Here is a 17,107-nt window from a genome sequence, read left to right on the forward strand (position 1 = left end):
ACTTCTGCCTAGATCCGTTTAAGGGGCCAAGATGGACTTCCCGGGTTCCGCACCTACTGTCGGCATTGAGTGGGAAGTCGCCCTGGTCGACCCCGAAACTCGCGACCTGGTACCGCGTGCCGCAGAACTGCTGGAGCGGATGGATGAAATCCATCCAGGCCATAAGGTTATCCGGGAATTTCTGGCGAACACCGTAGAGATGGTGTCGAGCGTGCATTCCACGATTCCTGAGGCTGTTGAGGATCTGCACTGCCAGGTGAAACAGCTATTAGAGTGTGCGGATGACATAGGCGTAAACCTGTTCTCGGCAGGTACCCACCCATTTGCGCATTGGGGAGATCAAAAGCTCAGCGAAAAGGGGAGCTACCAGGAAATCATCGAGCGCACTCAGTACTGGGGTCGGCAAATGCTGATCTGGGGAGTCCACATACACGTAGGCGTGGGGTCCAAAGAAAAGGTCTGGCCTATCATCAACGCGCTGATGACGCACTATCCGCACATTTTGGCGATGTCGGCTAGTTCACCCGCGTGGGAAGGGCTGGATACTGGCTACTCCTCCAACCGCACACTGCTGTACCGGCAGCTACCGACTGCAGGGATGCCCTATCAATTCGAGTCGTGGGAGCAGTGGGAGGAATTTAACCGGGATCAAGACCGTTCCGGAGTGATTAATCACACCGGTTCGATGCATTTCGATGTGCGCCCCACCAAGTACGGCACGGTCGAGACGCGCTTTGCCGACGCGACGATGGAGCTGTGGGAGCTTGCTGCCATCGCGGCCTACACCCATTGCTTAGTGGTGTACTTCGAGCGCGGGCTGGATGAGGGTCATGAGCTGCCAAAGCTGCAGCCTTGGCACGTTGCGGAAAACAAGTGGCGGGCCGCGCGCTATGGTCTGGATGCGCTGATTATTACCGACCGAGATACCAATGAGGCACTGGTCACCGACGAGTTGGACGCATGGGTGGACAGGCTCACGCCATTGTCTGAGGAGCTGGGCTGTGCGGCAGAGCTGCAGGGTGTACGTAGGCTTATCGCCCGCGGTGGCGACTATGCCCTGCAGCGGGCAGCAGCTCGCGCACACGGTGCAGCGCCGGAACCCGGCACCCGCACCCGTGGCGACGATGGGGTAGAAGGTGGCTTTACGCAGCCAGGGGCCTGGACCGCGGCAGTAGATCTGACGGTGGACTCGCTGCGTAAGTCTGTATAGCTCGTGAGCTATTAAAAGTGCAGGCGGGAAGCCGCGTTGCACAGAGCGTTCGCGATAGAAGTATCGCGATCCGCGCCGAAGCCGACGGCCCATACACGCTTGGACTTGTGCACCGCGTAGATGAAGGTCACGGTGGCCTCGAAGATGTCGTACTGGTGGAACTCGGCGATCTCTACCTGGAATCCGTGGTCGGCCAGAGTCTCGCTCATGGCAGAGGAAGCTCCCATGGCGGTGATCTGTACGCGAGTTGACTGACCATCAGCGCGCAGGCCGCTGATTTGCATGTCAAAGTCGTGCCGCCCCAGCGAGCGACGTGCGGACTTCAGGTAGTCCACGCGGATCGTAGCGGGAGCGTAGGTGCGGATAAACTTCTTCCACTCCATGCCGCGTGCTTCCTGACGCATGCCTACCGGCAGACGCTGGCCGAAACGAGCGCGGAAAGGATCCTCCGCGAAAGTACGGGTGCGCTTGCGACGCTTTTCGATACGGGTGTGAACCGGCTCGCTGTACGTCTTCGCGGTGGAGCGACGGCCGCTGGGGAGCGGGGTGTATACAGGCGCATCTAGATCCAGGTCCTGGTCCGGGCTCGCAAAACGGATCAAGGTCGTGGTGTTCGTAGAGGAAACGTTCATGATGACTCGAATTTCTGGAACAAGATCTAGTGGCTTAAAAGGGGTGCCGTGGGGGCGCCTCTATAAAATATTGCTACTTAAATAATGTAATCCGTCTCACTATAAGAATCAAATTGTTGTTTAGTTCTCATTAGATGAGATTTTCGGCGGTGCGTAGCAGGAATAGCAGTTCTGCCGTCGCGATGGCTTCGATCTCCGCCGGATCCACCGATTCGTCCGCCGAGTGGATGCGGCACGTCGGTTCTTCGATGCCGAACAATGCAAGCTCTGCCTCTGGGTGGGCAGCCAGCAATTTATTTGTTAGCGGGATGGATCCGCCGGACGCGACCTCCATAGTCTTCTTGCTGTACACCTCGCTCAGTGCCTCCCCGAGCAGCTGCAGTGCCGGGCCGGAAGTATCCGCCTGGAAGGCTTCCGCCAAAGAGCCACGCTCGATCTCCATCTCCGCATTGACCTTCTGGCTTTCCAGGTGCTTGACCAGCAGATCCTGGCACTCCTGCGGGTTGCGTCCCGGGGGGACGCGCAGGCTAACTACAGCCGCAGCCGTTGCAGGAACGGAATTCACCGAGTTCGCCACGGATAGCGCATCCAAACCTGTGATCGTGATGGAGGGGTTCATTACCGTCAGATCGTTCGGCTGCCACTCGCCGGTGCCGTAGAGCTCCACGCCCTCGGTCACCGTGGCATTGTCGCGGAATGCCTGTTCGGTTGGTCCGACGCCACCCCAACGCTCCTTTGGTTCCAACCCCGGGACGGCCACCAGGCCGTCGCTGTCGTGCAGGGTGGATAGTAGTTGCACTAGCTCTACGAGGGCATCGGGAGCCGCGCCGCCGAATTGGCCGGAGTGCATGGGTTGCTCCAGGGTGCGGAGTCGCACTGTCACCGGTGCGGAACCGCGCAACGCGGTGCAGAGGCTTGGCTCGCCCAAAACGTCATTTCCGGAATCGGCAATCAGGAAAGTGTCGGCAGCGAAAAGCTCCGGCTTCTCGGCCAAAAGGTCCTCCAAGCCATAGCCTCCGCGCTCTTCCGAGCCTTCGACAACGATCCGGATGCCGAGTTTCTTAGCGGCGGGGAAGTGGGCGTCCGAAAGAATAGAAAGGGCGCGCAGTACTGCAACGTGCATGGCAACGTGGCCTTTGCAGTCAGCGGTTCCGCGGCCATACCAGCGACCATCGCGCTCGGTAAGAGTCCACGGGTCATCGGTCCACTCGGTTACATCACCCGCAGGCTGAACGTCGAAGTGCGAATAGAGAAGGATGGTGGGGTAGCCCTCGGCAGGTTCACGCAAGCCAATGACGGAGGTGGAGCCATCGGTGGTGACATGGCCGCTGACGGGAATGCCTACGCTGGTGAAAGCATCAACGACCCACTGGGCGGCCGCGGCGTTATCTTCCTCCAGTCCTGGGGTGGAGTGGACAGACTTGAAAGATACGAGTTTGGTGAGGTCTTCCTTGAGCTGCGGCATCTGCTCCGCGATGGCGGTGCGTGCGAGGTCTAACTGAGAGGCATTGGAATCAATGTTGGTATCGCTCATAAATAACTACTGTAGCGACCGTCTCGGACAGCTGACTCTCCTGGACAGTATCTTGCAGACGGCAAGGGAGAGTGCTAAAAACGGGGTTAGCACTTGAACTAAGGGAGTGCCAGAAAATAACCGTCAGATGAAGTGAGGGTGGACGTCGCGACATTCGTCCCCCGTGCCGTCGCGGGCGCTTGATCTGAACCGTATGTGTCGCCAACTCTAACGGAGGATCGAAAAGCCTCATGGCTAAAATGATTGCATTCGACGAAGAAGCACGCCGCGGGCTGGAAAAGGGTCTGAACACCCTGGCAGACGCGGTTAAGGTAACCCTCGGCCCGAAGGGACGCAACGTCGTCCTGGAGCGCAAGTGGGGCGCCCCGACGATCACCAACGACGGTGTGACGATCGCTCGCGAAATCGAGCTGGAAGACCCCTACGAAAAGATCGGCGCAGAGCTGGTCAAGGAAGTTGCCAAGAAGACCGATGACGTCGCTGGCGACGGCACCACCACCGCTACCGTTCTGGCCCAGGCTCTGGTCCGTGAAGGACTGCGCAACGTGGCAGCCGGTTCCAACCCAATGGGTATTAAGCGCGGTATCCAGGCTGGCGTGGAGAAGGTAACGGCTGAGCTGCTGGGGCACGCCAAGGAGATTGAGACTCAGGAGCAGATCGCCGCTACCGCTGGCATCTCTGCTGCTGATGAGAAGATCGGCCAGCTGATCGCCGAGGCTATGTACAAGGTCGGCGATGGCCAGCTGAACAAGGACGGTGTGATCACCGTTGAGGAGTCTAACGCTTTCGGTGTGAACCTTGAGGTTACCGAGGGTATGCGCTTCGACAAGGGCTACATCTCCGGTTACTTCGCCACCGACGTAGAGCGTGGCGAGGCTGTTCTGGAGGATCCGTACATCCTGCTGGTTAGCTCCAAGATCTCCAACGTAAAGGATCTGCTGCCGCTGCTGGAGAAGGTTATGCAGTCCGGCAAGCCGCTGCTGATCGTTGCTGAGGATATCGAGGGTGAGGCTCTGTCCACCCTGGTTGTGAACAAGATTCGTGGCACCTTCAAGTCCGTCGCCGTGAAGGCACCGGGCTTCGGCGACCGCCGCAAGGCACAGCTGCAGGACATTGCGATCCTGACCGGTGGCCAGGTTATCGCGGAGGAGGTTGGCCTGTCCCTGGAGACCGCCGACCTGCCAATGCTGGGCACCGCCCGCAAGGTTGTGGTGACCAAGGACGACACGACCATCGTCGATGGTGCAGGTTCCCCTGAACAGCTGGCTGGCCGTATCAAGCAGATCCGCCAGGAGATCGAGAACGCAGACTCCGACTACGACGCAGAGAAGCTGCAGGAGCGACTGGCTAAGCTGTCCGGCGGTGTTGCAGTGCTGCAGGTCGGCGCTGCTACCGAGGTGGAACTGAAGGAGCGTAAGCACCGTATCGAGGATGCCGTGCGTAACGCTAAGGCAGCCGCAGAGGAGGGCATTGTCGCCGGCGGTGGCGCAGCTCTGCTGCAGACCGCCAGCGTGCTGGACGACAACCTGGGTCTGGAAGGCGACGAGGCAACCGGTGTACAGATTGTGCGCGCCGCTCTGGCTTCCCCGCTGAAGCAGATCGCCCACAACGCTGGCCTGGAGCCCGGTGTGGTTGTCGATAAGGTTGCCAACCTGCCTGTCGGTCAGGGTCTGAACGCTGCCACCGGCGAGTATGTGGACCTCCTGGAGGCCGGCATTTCCGACCCGGTGAAGGTGACCCGTTCTGCGCTGCAGAACGCCGCTTCCATCGCCGCGCTGTTCCTGACGACTGAGGCTGTAGTCGCGGATAAGCCGGAGCCTGAAGCACCGGCTATGCCGGGTGCCGATGAGATGGGTGGCATGGGCGGCTTCTAAAGGCTTTAGCCCGAGTTTCTCGGGGCTTGGAAGAGTCCCGGAAAACTGTTAAAAATAGCTAGTTTCCCTAAAATTTACCTAGGTATACTAACCGTAAAATAACCCCTGAGCAGGGACTTTACCAAACTGTTACCCCCTGCTGGGGGAATGGTGTGGGGAAGAGTCCTCTCAGGGGTTGTGTTGTTTCGCAGATACGCTACTGTATTCCCCAGACGGCCTACAGGGGGCGTCACTACCACTAGAAAGTTCTGGGCACAGAAAAACTGGCGCCCCTCAATCTCTTAAGAGGAGAACATCATGATCGATCAGATTACCACCATCTTCGGCCAGCTGGGCGACTTCCTGGGCGGCTTCGGCAACATCTTCAAGGGCCTGAAGGACGTTATCAAGACCATCGTTGCTTGGACCGGTGCTTCCAAGTAAGTTCCGCTTCTAGCGATTGTTAAAACCCCGGCTTCGGCCGGGGTTTTTTCATGCCTAATTGAGCCGTGCTGTATCGCAACATCATTCAGCGCTGTATGGCAACACCGAACGCACTAGACTAGATAGTGTTAATTAGAGTCTAAAAGCTTCAGGCGAAGGAGAACCTAGGCACATGGCCGAAGAAGAATTCCACATGGTTGATCTGGCCGCTACCGAGGGCTACTTGGTGGACGATTCGGATGAAGACGATCCGGTACTGATCACCCCCGACGGCCACCGCGTCGATACTTGGCGCGACCAGTACCCCTACGACGAGCGGATGAGCCGCGAGGAGTACGAAACCACCAAGCGCGCCCTGCAGATCGAGCTGCTGAAGTTCCAGAACTGGACCAAGGATACGGGCCAGAAGCACATCATCATTTTCGAGGGACGCGACGCTGCCGGCAAGGGTGGCACCATCAAGCGCTTCAACGAGCACCTCAACCCCCGTGGTGCCCGCACTGTGGCTTTGGAGAAGCCTTCTGAGCGCGAGTCCACCTCCTGGTACTTCCAGCGCTACGTCCAACACTTCCCATGCGGCGGCGAGATCGTCTTCTTCGACCGCTCCTGGTACAACCGCTCTGGCGTGGAGCGCGTGATGGGCTTCTGCACCAACGATCAGCACGCAGAGTTCCTGCGCGAGGTTCCTATGCTGGAGAACATGATCATGGGCTCGGGCATCTCCCTGACGAAGCTGTGGTTCTCCGTCACCCAGAAGGAGCAGCGCACCCGCTTCGCCATTCGCCAGGTGGACCCGGTTCGTCAGTGGAAGCTTTCCCCCATGGATCTGGCCTCCCTGGACAAGTGGGATGACTACACCCGTGCCAAGGAAGAGCAGTTCCGCTACACGGACACCAACGAGTCCCCGTGGATCACCATTAAGTCCAACGACAAGAAGCGCGCTCGCATCAACGCTATGCGCTACGTCCTGTCGAAGTTCGAATACGCCGACAAGGACCACGAGGTCGTCGGCGAACCGGATCCGAAGATCGTCAAGCGCGGCCGCGACCAGATCGGCGACTAGTCGACGATCTCGATCGGGTTGCCCTGCCACCTAGTGGCTGCAGGCACGTGGTCGCCGCGCATAACTAGTGACGCCGGGCCGACCGTCGCTGCCTGCTCGATCGCTGCGGCAGGCAGGGCCACGCTGTGTGGTCCCATCGTTGCACCGTCACCGAGCGTGACGGTATCCAAACTCATCACTCGGTCCTGGAATAGGTGCGTCTGCACCACACAACCCGGGCCTACGCTGGTGCCGCGGCCGATCTTCACCAGATCCGCCTCCGGCAGCCAATAGGTATCCAGCCAAGCACCCCGGCCGATCTTTGCGCCGAGGGTGCGTAGGAACATATTCAGGCTGCCGGTGCCCATTGTGTGGGCCAGGAACCATGGGCCGGCCACGGTCTCCACAAACTGATCCTGTAGCTCGTTGAGCCAGACGAAAGCCGACCAAAGTTGGTGGTCGCCAGCCTTGATGCGCTGCACACACAGCCACTTCATCAGCACCGTCACCGCCGCGGCTATAAAGCCCGCGCCGACCAGAACTACGCCAGAGACAGCGAACGTCTGCCAGATGCCCTGGTTTACCAGCATCCACTGAAGTGCCAGCACCACACCCGCGGCAATCATGGCGGAGGTCATCGGCGCCAGCAGGCGCAGAGTCTCCACAATGCCACGAGCCACCTTCAGGCCGAAGCCCGGGTTATAGGTGCGGGACTCGCCGCCAGCTTCCACGGTCACGCGACGTAGACGCTCCGGTGGGGAACCCAGCCAGTTGCTGCCGGACTTCGTCTTCTCCGGGGTAGAGGAGAGTACAGCCACCAAAGAGTTCTTCTTCAGTGTGCGTTCCGGGCCGGCAATACCGGAGTTGCCCAGGAAGGAGCGCTTACCGACCTTCGTGTTGCCGGTAAGCATCCAGCCGCCACCGCCGAGCTCATAACCGCCGACCATCGTGTCATCCGCCAGGAATGCGCCTTCACGCACCTCTGCGAAGCGCGGCACCATCACGGCGGTGGAGATCTCCGCGTCCTTGCCCACCTTGGCGCCCAGGCTACGGAACCACAGCGGGGTCAGCTGGGCGGCGTACATCGGGAACAGCTGAGTACGCGCACTATCCATCAGACGCTCAATGGCCCATACCCGCCAACCACTGAGGCTGCGGACGGCCACCACGCCCGGCTTGAGGCCTATAGATAGCACGCGAACGAATAGCCAAGTCAGTGCGGTGTAGGTGGCAAATGCCACCAGGCCACCGGCTGCTGCAAGGGGAAGTGCCAGCAAGGGGGCGTCGGAAGGAACAAGCCACAGTACGAACGCAGCGGCGGCGAACAGGGCCACGAGGGGCAGCAGGGACATGACGATTGCGCTCAGCGCATAGAGCCAGAACCACATGGTGCGCCGCGGGGCAGCCTGCTCTGGGAAGCGGTTGCGGGCCTTGCCGACCTTCACCGCGGGCGAACCAGCCCACTGCGACCCTGCCTTGACCTTCTTGGCTCCCGTCACAGCCGAGCCGGGCTCGATGTGAGCACGTGCGCCGATGCGCGCGCCCGGGAACAGGGTAGAGCGGGCGCCGATGGAGGCATCCTTGCCGATCTCAATCCTGCCGACGCGCAGTACGTCGCCCTCCAGCCAGTAGCCAGAAAGATCCACTTCCTGCTCGATAGAGCAGTGCTTACCCAGAGTGAGCAGGCCGGTGACTGGTGGAAGGGTGTGCATCTGCGCACCCTTGCCGACCTTTGCGCCCAGCCAACGAGCGTACGTGGTAATCCAGGCCGCACCCGAGACATCGCGAGCGCCGGAGGAATCCGCCACGCGTTCGGCAGCCCAGATACGCAGGTGAACCGAGCCGCCACGTTTGTAATCGCCCTCGCCGATGCCGGCGGTTATCAGGCGAATGAGCAGCGCGGACAGCGGCAGGCGGCCCAAGGGGGTAGCGAAGATGATCACTGCAGCAATGACCACGGCCAAGGGAACGTCGACGACCCACGGGAGGTCGCTCGCCCAGGAGGAGCCGTGGAAAAGGATTGCATTAAACACCAGGATCCAAGTGACCCATTGCGCGCCCGCTAGGGTTAGCGCCGGAATCTGGATTAGCGCCTGCGCCAGGCGGGTGCCGATGCCCACCGGTTTGGCGGGTTTCACGTCCTTGGCCTGTGCGCCGGAGCTGGTTCCCTTGGTACCGGCCTTCTCGCGCTTCGAGTCGATGTGCTCGGCCAGGGCGGCCAGACGAGAGTGATCATAAAGATCGCGCACGCTGACAGTCGGGACTTCCTTACGGACGCGACTAATCAACGTTGCGGCACCCAAAGAGGTGCCACCGAGATTAAAGAAATCCGCATCCGGGCTGTTCACTGCAGTGCCCAGGGCATCGGCGAACAGTTCGGCCAGCCATTGCTGGGTCGGGTTGTCGAACTCAGCGGTGCCAGTGGAGGGCAGTGGCCACGGCAGAGCTTTCTTGTCTACCTTGCCGGAGGTCGTTACCGGCAGCTCGTCCAGCGCGCAGAGGCGCGGAACCATGGCTGCGGGCAGTGCATCGCGCAGTTGCTGCAGAGCCTGCTGCTGGTCGAAACTCTCTACGCTTTCCTCTGTAGAGACGTATCCCACCAGTACCTTGTCTCCGCCACCGGTGGTCTGCACGACGACGGTGGAACTGCGCACGCCGGGGAGGGCGGATAGCGCCGCGTCTACCTCGCCGAGTTCGATTCGACGCCCACCGATCTTCACCTGGTCGTCGATGCGACCGACGAAGTACAGGCCATCTTCCTCGAGGCGTACGTGGTCACCGGAACGATAAGCACGCTCCCAGCCGAGCTCCGGCATGGGCGCGAACTTCTCTGCATCCTTTTCTGGATCCAAGTAACGAGCCAAGCCAACGCCACCAATGATGAGTTCGCCGGTTTCGCCCCAGCCGACCGGCAGGTTGTTGGCATCCACGACGGCTAGATCCCAGCCGCGGAGGGGAATGCCGATTGATACCGGGCGCACCCCATCCATGGTGGTTCCGCAGGCGACGACGGTGGTCTCGGTCGGGCCATATGTGTTCCACAGTTCGCGGGAGTCGGTGGCCAGGCGGGCGGCCAGTTCTGGCGGGCAGGCTTCACCGCCGAAGATCAACAGGCGTACTGCGTCCAGAGCTTCGTCAGGCCAGAGTCCAGCCAGGGTAGGCACGGTGGACACAGCGGTCACGTTGCGGGAAACCAGCCAGGGCCCCAGGTCCACGCCGGAACGCACGAGGGCACGCGGGGCAGGCACTAGGCAGGCGCCGTGGCGCCAGGCCAGCCACATTTCCTCACACGAAGCGTCGAAGGCGACGGATAGGCCAGCCAGGACACGGTCGCCAGGAGCCAATGGCTCATCCTGTAGGAACATTTCGGCCTCAGCATCCACGAAAGCTGCGGCGTTGCGGTGCGTTACCGCGACACCCTTTGGCTTACCCGTGGAGCCGGAGGTGAAGATGATCCATGCATCGGTTTCCAGGTCAGGGCCGAAGGCCTTAGCGGAATTATCGGAACCGGTGCTCGAACCGGGCTGCAAGGTCTCGTCAACTACCCGCAGCCCGTCGGCGCCGTAGATTGCGGCCACATTGGCCTCGCCAAAGACAAGGGAGGCTCGTTCCTCGGGGTCGTCGGCGTCCACAGGTACATAAGCAGCACCGACTGCGAGGGTCGACAGAATAGCTATGTAGAGCGCGCGATCGCCGCTGGGCATGCGAATACCGATGCGGTCGCCGCGACCAAGGCCGCGCTCGTGCAGCCATTTAGCGGTCGTTTCGATCTCGTCGAGGAGCTCGGAATAGGTAATGACCCCCTTGCCGTCGTCGATGGCGGGGGCTTCAGGGCATGCCGAAGCCGTCGCACGAACAATGTCGATGAGCGTGCGAGGCTCCGGTGCCTCGTTAGAACGGAGGTACCGGGAAGGGATGTGCACTGTGGGTCTAGGCCTCCTCGCTCGCGATGATGGCCTTGGCTAGCTTGCTCAAGTGCTTCAGCTGCTTGGAGGTCGAGTCATCAAGTGCCCTATCCTCTGCGGCGTGAACCAGTGGGGCCAGGCCACTGTAGGCCTTATTGCCCTTCTTAGTTACCGAGATGATTTGGCGGCGGCGATCCTTCGGATCTTTGACCCTCTTCGCGAGGCTGCGCTTTTCCAGGGAATCGACGAGGCGAACCATATCGGAACGATCCACTCCAAGGATTTCACCCAGCGTTGCCTGGCTAGCTGCATCGCCATCGACGAGGCAGGCAAGAACCCAGAATTCACGCAGGTTGAAGCCCTCTGCAGCGAGCGCCGTCTCCACAAAATCGCGAGTGCGACGGCGGAGGCGCTCAAGCTGGAATGAGGGCGAAGACAACAAGTCAGCGGGTAGTGGCATAGATTCGGACATGCCACAAATATAACGCTGACAATGGGTGTTGTCTAATTGTGGGGTTGCCCCACGATGGGGAGGCCGGCGTCGCGCCAACCAGCCGTGCCATTGGCCACGTTGATAGCTTCGATGCCGTTTTGCTCAAGCCACTGGCAGGCACGGGCGGAGCGGCCACCAGACAGGCAAATGAGGTAAATATCCTCGTTCAGATCCAGCTCGCCGTATCGGGCCTGCAGCTCGGAAAGAGGAAGGTTAATCGCGCCCTCGGCATGCCACTGGTTGTATTCATCTACCTCGCGGATGTCGACCAGCTGCGCGCCGGAGGGAACGTCGGTGGGCTGTACAGTCTCGAATTCACTCATGTCGCCCCATTGTAGGCAAGGGTTGGGTGGGGAGTTAAGTGGAGTTAAATGGAAGGAGCACTGAGAGCAGTTTTCTAGTGGCCATCAACGAAGGAGGTTGAAGTGGAGAGCACGAGCGGGCGGGTTGATACCGACCCCACGCGGGGGCTCACTACTGAAGAGGTAGCAGCACGCACGCAGCGCGGCGAGATTAATGCGCCGGGCAGCGGAACCGGCAGGAGTGTGGCACAGATCCTGCGCGCCAATATCTTCACGCGCGTCAACGCCATCCTCGGTGTGCTGTGTGCAATCGTGCTGTCCACTGGCTCAGTGATCAATGCTGCCTTCGGCCTACTTATCATCGCCAACTCCGCGGTGGGCGTGATCCAGGAACTGCGGGCCAAGAAGACTCTCGACAAGCTGCGCATTGTCGGCGAATCAGAACCAACTGTCATCCGCGATGGTGTAGAAAAGTCCATTCCACAGCACGAGGTGGTGCTGGGGGACATCATCAAACTTCGCCCCGGTGACGAGGTCGTCGTGGACGGCACCGTGGTTTCTGGTTCTATGCGCGTCGACGAATCCCAACTCACAGGGGAATCCGATGCTGTGTCCAAGGCGGAAGGAGCGGAAATCCTTTCGGGCTCCATCGTCAATGAGGGCTCCGCATTGTTTCGCACCGACAAGGTCGGAGACGAGGCCTATGCCGCACGCTTGGCGTCGCAAGCAAGCGAGTTTTCGCTTACCGATTCCGTGCTTATGAACGGGATCAATAGCATCCTCAAGGTCATTACCTGGCTGTTGATCCCCACCGGCATTCTTACAATCTGGACCCAGCTTGTGCGTTCTGGCACGAGCCTGCGCGAATCCATCCTCTCAATGGCTGCCGCTATCGTTCCGATGGTGCCGGAGGGACTGGTTCTCATGACTTCCATAGCTTTTGCCGCGGGCGTAATCCGCCTCGGCAAGTTCAAAGCCCTGGTCAACGAACTCGTAGCTATTGAGGGACTCGCCCGCGTCAATACTGTATGCACGGATAAGACCGGAACGCTCACCACGAATGAGATGGAGCTGGACTCCATCGTCACCGCCGAAGGAAAGGACGCGGAGGAATCCTGGGGCCGCAACCTCGCCGCCATGCTGAGCGCCCAGGACGAGCTCAACGACACCGCCCGCTCTATCGTGGCCGGGTTGCGTGAGTGGGGCGTAGAACCCGAACAGTGGCAGGGCCAAGAGATTCCCTTTAACTCGCGGTACAAGTTCTCGGGGTTCGCTGTATCCAATGCCACTGCGTGGATCATGGGCGCGCCTGATGTACTTCTGCACGAAGGAAGCCCCGCCGCCAAAACAGCCAAGAAACTAGGGGATCAGGGGCTTCGCCTTCTCGTTTTCGGCCAGGTCAAAGGCGGCGGTCACGATTGGATGAACACCGACAGCCTCACCATGGATGCCGCCCCGCAACTCGACGAACCTGTGCTGGTTGTGCTGCGCCAACAACTGCGCTCCGATGCCCGCGAGACGCTCGAGTTCTTCGATAAACAAAACGTGGACATCAAAGTCATCTCCGGCGACAACCCGGACTCGGTGGCAGCTGTGGCACGCAAGGCTACGGACCGGGAGCTTGTAGCGGTCGACGCCCGTACGCTCAGCGACCTGGATGAGGCAGCCTTTGACGAAGAGATTGCCCGTGCAAACGTCTTCGGGCGTGTGAGCCCCGAGCAAAAACAGCAAATGGTGGAATCTCTGCACCGACAGAATCGCACGGTCGCGATGACCGGCGATGGAGTCAATGACGTGTTGGCGCTGAAGAAAGCCGACATTGGCGTAGCCATGGGGTCGGGTGCACCGGCGACACGCAGCGTGGCGCAGCTGGTGCTGCTGACGAATAAGTTTTCCGCGCTGCCGCGCGTGGTGGCCGAAGGGCGCCGGGTGATCGGCAATATCGAGCGCGTAGCCCACCTTTTCCTGACGAAAACCGTCTATTCAGTGGTGCTCGCACTAGTGGTAGCGGTGCTGGGTATCGCGTTCCCATTCCAGCCGATTCACGTGACGATCACTGGATGGTTCACTATCGGTATTCCAGCGTTTGTACTGTCTCTGGCTCCCAACACGGAGCGCCCGCGCGAAGGGTTCGTTCAACGCGTGCTGTCCTTGGCCATCCCCTCCGGAGTGCTTATCGGCAGCATCTGTGTGGCGATGTGGATCATCATCTACCCCGGCGCCGATGTGCCGGAGATCCAACGGCAGCAGGCCGGGACTGCAGTACTTGTGGCGCTGATCACTATGGGGCTTTGGGTGCTGGGCATCGTGGCAAGACCACTGGTCTGGTGGAAGGTACTACTGCTGGTCTGCTGTGTGGGCGGATACCTGGTGATTTTCCTCGTTCCACCATTCCGCGAGCTATTGATGCTGCACCCGGAGAATCTGCAACTTATGAGTTTGGGTCTGGCCGTAGGGGCGGGCGGTGCTGTGCTTATTGAGATTGCCCACCAGGCAGCCACCCGCTGGCAAAAGAAAACGGAGGGGGATCGTTAATCCCCCTCCGAAGGCCTAGTACGTCAGGCTGGCTAGGCTGATTCTCTCGCTCGGCCAGACTTAACGGCGTCGAAGGATAGACGCTATTAGGCAGCGCAACTAGTCAGCGCATACATTCAGCGCGATTAATCCTGGTGGCGATCGATGGCTTCCTGCAGGATGCGCTCGGCCTCAGCCTTGTTGCCCCAACCGGAACCATTGACTTCCTTGCCCGGCTCCAGGTCCTTGTAGTGAACGAAGAAGTGCTCGATCTCGTTCTTGGTGAACTGATCGATGTCTTCGATGTCTTGGAACTGCTCGAAGCGGACGTCATCCAGTACGCACAGCAGCTTGTCGTCACCGCCGGCCTCGTCGGTCATCTTGAATACGCCGACCGGGCGAGCCTTCACGATCACGCCAGGGAATACCGGCTCCGGCAGGATCACCAGTGCGTCCAGCGGATCGCCGTCCTCGCCCAGCGTGTGGTCAATAAACCCATAGTCAGCCGGGTAGGCCATGGGGGTGAACAGGTAGCGATCCAGGTAGACCTTGCCGGACTCGTGGTCGACCTCGTACTTGTTGCGGGAACCCTTCGGGATTTCAATGGTTACTTCGATGTTTTTGCTCATGCGCACCATTCTAACCGAGCGGTGTTTTTCGGCTAGGGTGAAGCGAGTGAGTAAGCAGAAGTCCCTGAAAGTCTGGCTGTGGAGCATCGTCGCCTTCGTAGTCGTCGTCGCTCTAGTGGTGGGGGCTGCTGTGGTGTGGTCAATGAGCAACCGCTATGAGGTGCACGAGCCCCAGCAGATTGCCGAACCCACTGCAGTCATGAACACTCCCACCGGATCGGTGCCCGACGTGCAGACTGCCGTGCGGCGCGCTGCCGCGGATCCCGCCTTGGGCGTTCTTTCTGCCTCCGTCACGGATGTGGAGACTGGCGAGGTGCTGTGGGCCGAGGATGAAAACCAAAAGCTCACCCCGGCGTCGTCGACCAAGATCTTTACGGCCGCAGCTGCGCTGCTGGCGCTGGACCATGACAGTACGTGGCGCACTGAACTACTGCAGGATCCCCAGGATCCGAGCACACTCATTCTGCGCAGCGACGGAGACGTGACCTTGTCGCGCAATGGCGAGGGGTTCTTCACTGATGCGGCCTCTATTGCCGAGTTGGCCAAGGAAGCAAAGAAACAACTCGGTAGCCAATCTGTGACTTCCATCGTGGTCGATAACTCACCGCGTTCTGGCGACCTCTTCAATGAAACCTGGGATCACGACGACATCGATGGAGGCAATGTCGCCAACCTCGATGCCGTGATGCTTGATGCGGGCCGACTCGATCCCAATAAGTCCGATTCCGCTCGTTCCCACACCCCCGGCGAAGATGTGGGGCGCGCTGTAGCTGATGCGCTTGGCGTGGATGCGAAGGTTGCTGTCGAAGACGAAATGACGCCGAATTCCAGTGGCGCCAAATCCATTGCAACTGTCACCTCTGCACCGCTAAAGGTGCGCTTGCGCGACATGCTGGTACACAGCGATAACTTGCTGGCAGAGGCCATTGGCCGCGAGGTTGCCAAGGCAAAGGGGGCGCCAACGACCTTTGAGGGCGCTACCGGTGCGACGCTGGACGTGCTGCGTGAACACGGTATTGATACGGCCGATGCAGTGCTCTTTGATAATTCTGGAATGAGCGAAAAGAACCGCCTGACCGCCCATGAGTTAGACGGCGTGCTGGCCAACAAGGACGTGCGTCCGATTCTGGACCTGCTGCCGGTCTCCAGTGTGGAAGGCACCTTAGAGGCGCGCTATGGCGAAGGCTCCGGGGCGGAGAACTCCGCCGGCTGGGTGCGAGCTAAGACCGGCACTCTTTCTGGGGTGAATGCTCTGGCAGGAACAGTGATGACGGCCTCTGGCAGGCCACTGACCTTTGCTTTCCTGTCGAATGAGTCGGATCCAAACACCGCTCGTCCGGCTCTGGACCGGTTGGCGAACGCGGTGCGTACCGCCCGGTAGCTTTCTCTCATGAGCGTTCAATCGGAGATCCGAGCTTGGCTGCAGGAGTTGGATCCCCCAGGTACACCCACGATCCGAGCGCAGCAGGTGCGCGCCGGGGTAGCCGTAGGGCTGTCGGGCGGAGCCGATTCCCTGGCACTCGTACACGGCTTACTGCGCTGTGACATCCCGGTGCATGCGGTGGTGGTGGATCATCAACTGCAGGAACGCTCCGCGGAGATTGCATGTAAGGCCGCGGAGACCGCTTGCACGCTGGGAGCTACCGCGGAGATCCGCACCGTTGATGTCGATGGAGCGGGGGAGGGGCCGGCGCGCGAAGCACGCTACCGTGCGCTAGGTGCCGCTGCGGCCGGGAGGCCACTACTGGTTGCTCACACTGCCGACGACGATGCCGAGGGAGTACTCATCGGGTTGGTTCGCGGATCCGGAGCAGAGGCCATTGCGGGGATGCGCGCCGTACACATTGACCATGCGGCAGTGGCTGCGGGCGCAGCATGGCTGGGCCGCCCCCTGCTGCGCTGTACACGGGAACAGACGGAGGCCGAATGCTGCAGCGCGGGCGTGCAGTGGTGGGAGGACCCACACAACTACAGCAATGCGTATCTGCGCAGCCGTATTCGCACCCAGGTGCTGCCTTTTTTGCACGATGCCCTCGGGGAACACTTCGGAGCCAATGTGGCGCGAACCGCACGGATGCTGCGGGAAGACGCCGAATTGCTCAACGCGTTGGCGGAAAGGGAGTTAGCGGTCGCTGAAAAGGGGGCGTCATTAAACTGCGCCGAATTACAACGGCACCCAGCGGCGCTTCGGCGCAGGATCGTGAGGCGGTGGCTGACCGATAAAACGGGACCTCTGACAAGTAGCCATCTCAAGGCAATAGACGCGCTGGTTATGGCGTGGAAAGGGCAGGGAGGTACCGCGGTGCCATGGCCTGTGGAGGGGCCTTTGGAAGAAAGTCCAGGTGGGGTGCCGGGCTCACCTACAATGAATGAGAAACGGCGTACCCACCGACTGGTGGTACGGCGCTGCGAAGGGTATCTGCAGTTGGCGACTGTCCCCCGGTCGTAGCTGCGCGCTAGAATGCCAGGCAGGCATTAAAGGCGGAGAAGTCGACGACGGAATACCGCCGAGAAAACACCCCAGTAGCTACCCAGTAACTACCCGAGAA

Annotated in this window: 13 protein-coding genes; 7 read left to right on the forward strand and 6 right to left on the reverse strand. The window is 60.4% G+C overall.

The genetic code is table 11. The features are described 5' to 3' along the window. Positions 1–31: 31 nt before the first annotated feature. Entirely contained in the window at positions 32–1,210 is a 1,179-nt protein-coding gene (locus tag ACUY2T_RS00875) for a glutamate--cysteine ligase (protein WP_448306989.1), read from the forward strand. Between the two features lie 11 nt (positions 1,211–1,221). On the opposite strand, the gene ACUY2T_RS00880 is transcribed toward ACUY2T_RS00875, so the two are convergent. After that, on the reverse strand, positions 1,222–1,842 hold the full coding sequence (locus tag ACUY2T_RS00880; protein WP_448306990.1) for a hypothetical protein: 621 nt from the start codon (positions 1,840–1,842) through the stop codon (positions 1,222–1,224). Positions 1,843–1,972: 130 nt separating this feature from the next. After that, a complete protein-coding gene (locus ACUY2T_RS00885; RefSeq protein ID WP_448306991.1) occupies positions 1,973–3,376 on the reverse strand; it encodes a M20/M25/M40 family metallo-hydrolase in 1,404 nt (467 codons plus the stop codon). A 230-nt stretch (positions 3,377–3,606) separates the two neighbouring features. Here ACUY2T_RS00885 and groL point away from each other — a divergent pair, with 230 nt between their 5' ends. From groL to ppk2, 3 genes are all read left to right on the forward strand, one after another. Beyond that, positions 3,607–5,250, forward strand: coding sequence for a chaperonin GroEL (gene groL / locus ACUY2T_RS00890; protein WP_293792275.1), 1,644 nt, complete (start codon positions 3,607–3,609; stop codon positions 5,248–5,250). A 297-nt stretch (positions 5,251–5,547) separates the two neighbouring features. Beyond that, positions 5,548–5,673: a PorACj family cell wall channel-forming small protein gene (locus ACUY2T_RS00895; protein ID WP_168163075.1), complete on the forward strand. Its 126-nt coding sequence runs from the start codon at positions 5,548–5,550 to the stop codon at positions 5,671–5,673. A gap of 172 nt (positions 5,674–5,845) precedes the next feature. After that, positions 5,846–6,736, forward strand: a complete 891-nt coding sequence (ppk2, locus tag ACUY2T_RS00900) for a polyphosphate kinase 2 (RefSeq protein WP_005296894.1) — start codon at positions 5,846–5,848, stop codon at positions 6,734–6,736. On the opposite strand, the gene ACUY2T_RS00905 is transcribed toward ppk2, so the two are convergent. The 3 genes from ACUY2T_RS00905 to ACUY2T_RS00915 are packed head-to-tail and all read right to left on the reverse strand — an operon-like array spanning position 6,733 to position 11,436. Further along, complete coding sequence (locus ACUY2T_RS00905; RefSeq protein ID WP_448306992.1) at positions 6,733–10,638, reverse strand: Pls/PosA family non-ribosomal peptide synthetase; 3,906 nt, start codon at positions 10,636–10,638, stop codon at positions 6,733–6,735. The genes ppk2 and ACUY2T_RS00905 overlap by 4 nt on opposite strands. Positions 10,639–10,645: 7 nt before the next feature. Then, a complete protein-coding gene (locus ACUY2T_RS00910; RefSeq protein WP_448306994.1) occupies positions 10,646–11,092 on the reverse strand; it encodes a MarR family winged helix-turn-helix transcriptional regulator in 447 nt (148 codons plus the stop codon). 32 nt (positions 11,093–11,124) lie between these two features. Continuing rightward, positions 11,125–11,436, reverse strand: coding sequence for a rhodanese-like domain-containing protein (locus ACUY2T_RS00915; protein ID WP_293791046.1), 312 nt, complete (start codon positions 11,434–11,436; stop codon positions 11,125–11,127). A 102-nt stretch (positions 11,437–11,538) separates the two neighbouring features. Between ACUY2T_RS00915 and ACUY2T_RS00920 the strand changes: the two genes are divergently transcribed. Next, on the forward strand, positions 11,539–13,950 hold the full coding sequence (locus ACUY2T_RS00920) for an HAD-IC family P-type ATPase (RefSeq protein WP_448306997.1): 2,412 nt from the start codon (positions 11,539–11,541) through the stop codon (positions 13,948–13,950). 125 nt (positions 13,951–14,075) lie between these two features. Here ACUY2T_RS00920 and ACUY2T_RS00925 read toward each other — a convergent pair whose 3' ends face one another. Beyond that, positions 14,076–14,558: an inorganic diphosphatase gene (locus tag ACUY2T_RS00925; protein WP_293791047.1), complete on the reverse strand. Its 483-nt coding sequence runs from the start codon at positions 14,556–14,558 to the stop codon at positions 14,076–14,078. Between the two features lie 46 nt (positions 14,559–14,604). Here ACUY2T_RS00925 and dacB point away from each other — a divergent pair, with 46 nt between their 5' ends. Next, positions 14,605–15,939, forward strand: coding sequence for a D-alanyl-D-alanine carboxypeptidase/D-alanyl-D-alanine endopeptidase (gene dacB, locus ACUY2T_RS00930; RefSeq protein ID WP_448307000.1), 1,335 nt, complete (start codon positions 14,605–14,607; stop codon positions 15,937–15,939). A gap of 9 nt (positions 15,940–15,948) precedes the next feature. Next, complete coding sequence (gene tilS / locus ACUY2T_RS00935) at positions 15,949–17,007, forward strand: tRNA lysidine(34) synthetase TilS (protein WP_448307002.1); 1,059 nt, start codon at positions 15,949–15,951, stop codon at positions 17,005–17,007. Positions 17,008–17,107: the final 100 nt, after the last annotated feature.

This window comes from Corynebacterium sp. 22-2729 (assembly GCF_053479475.1).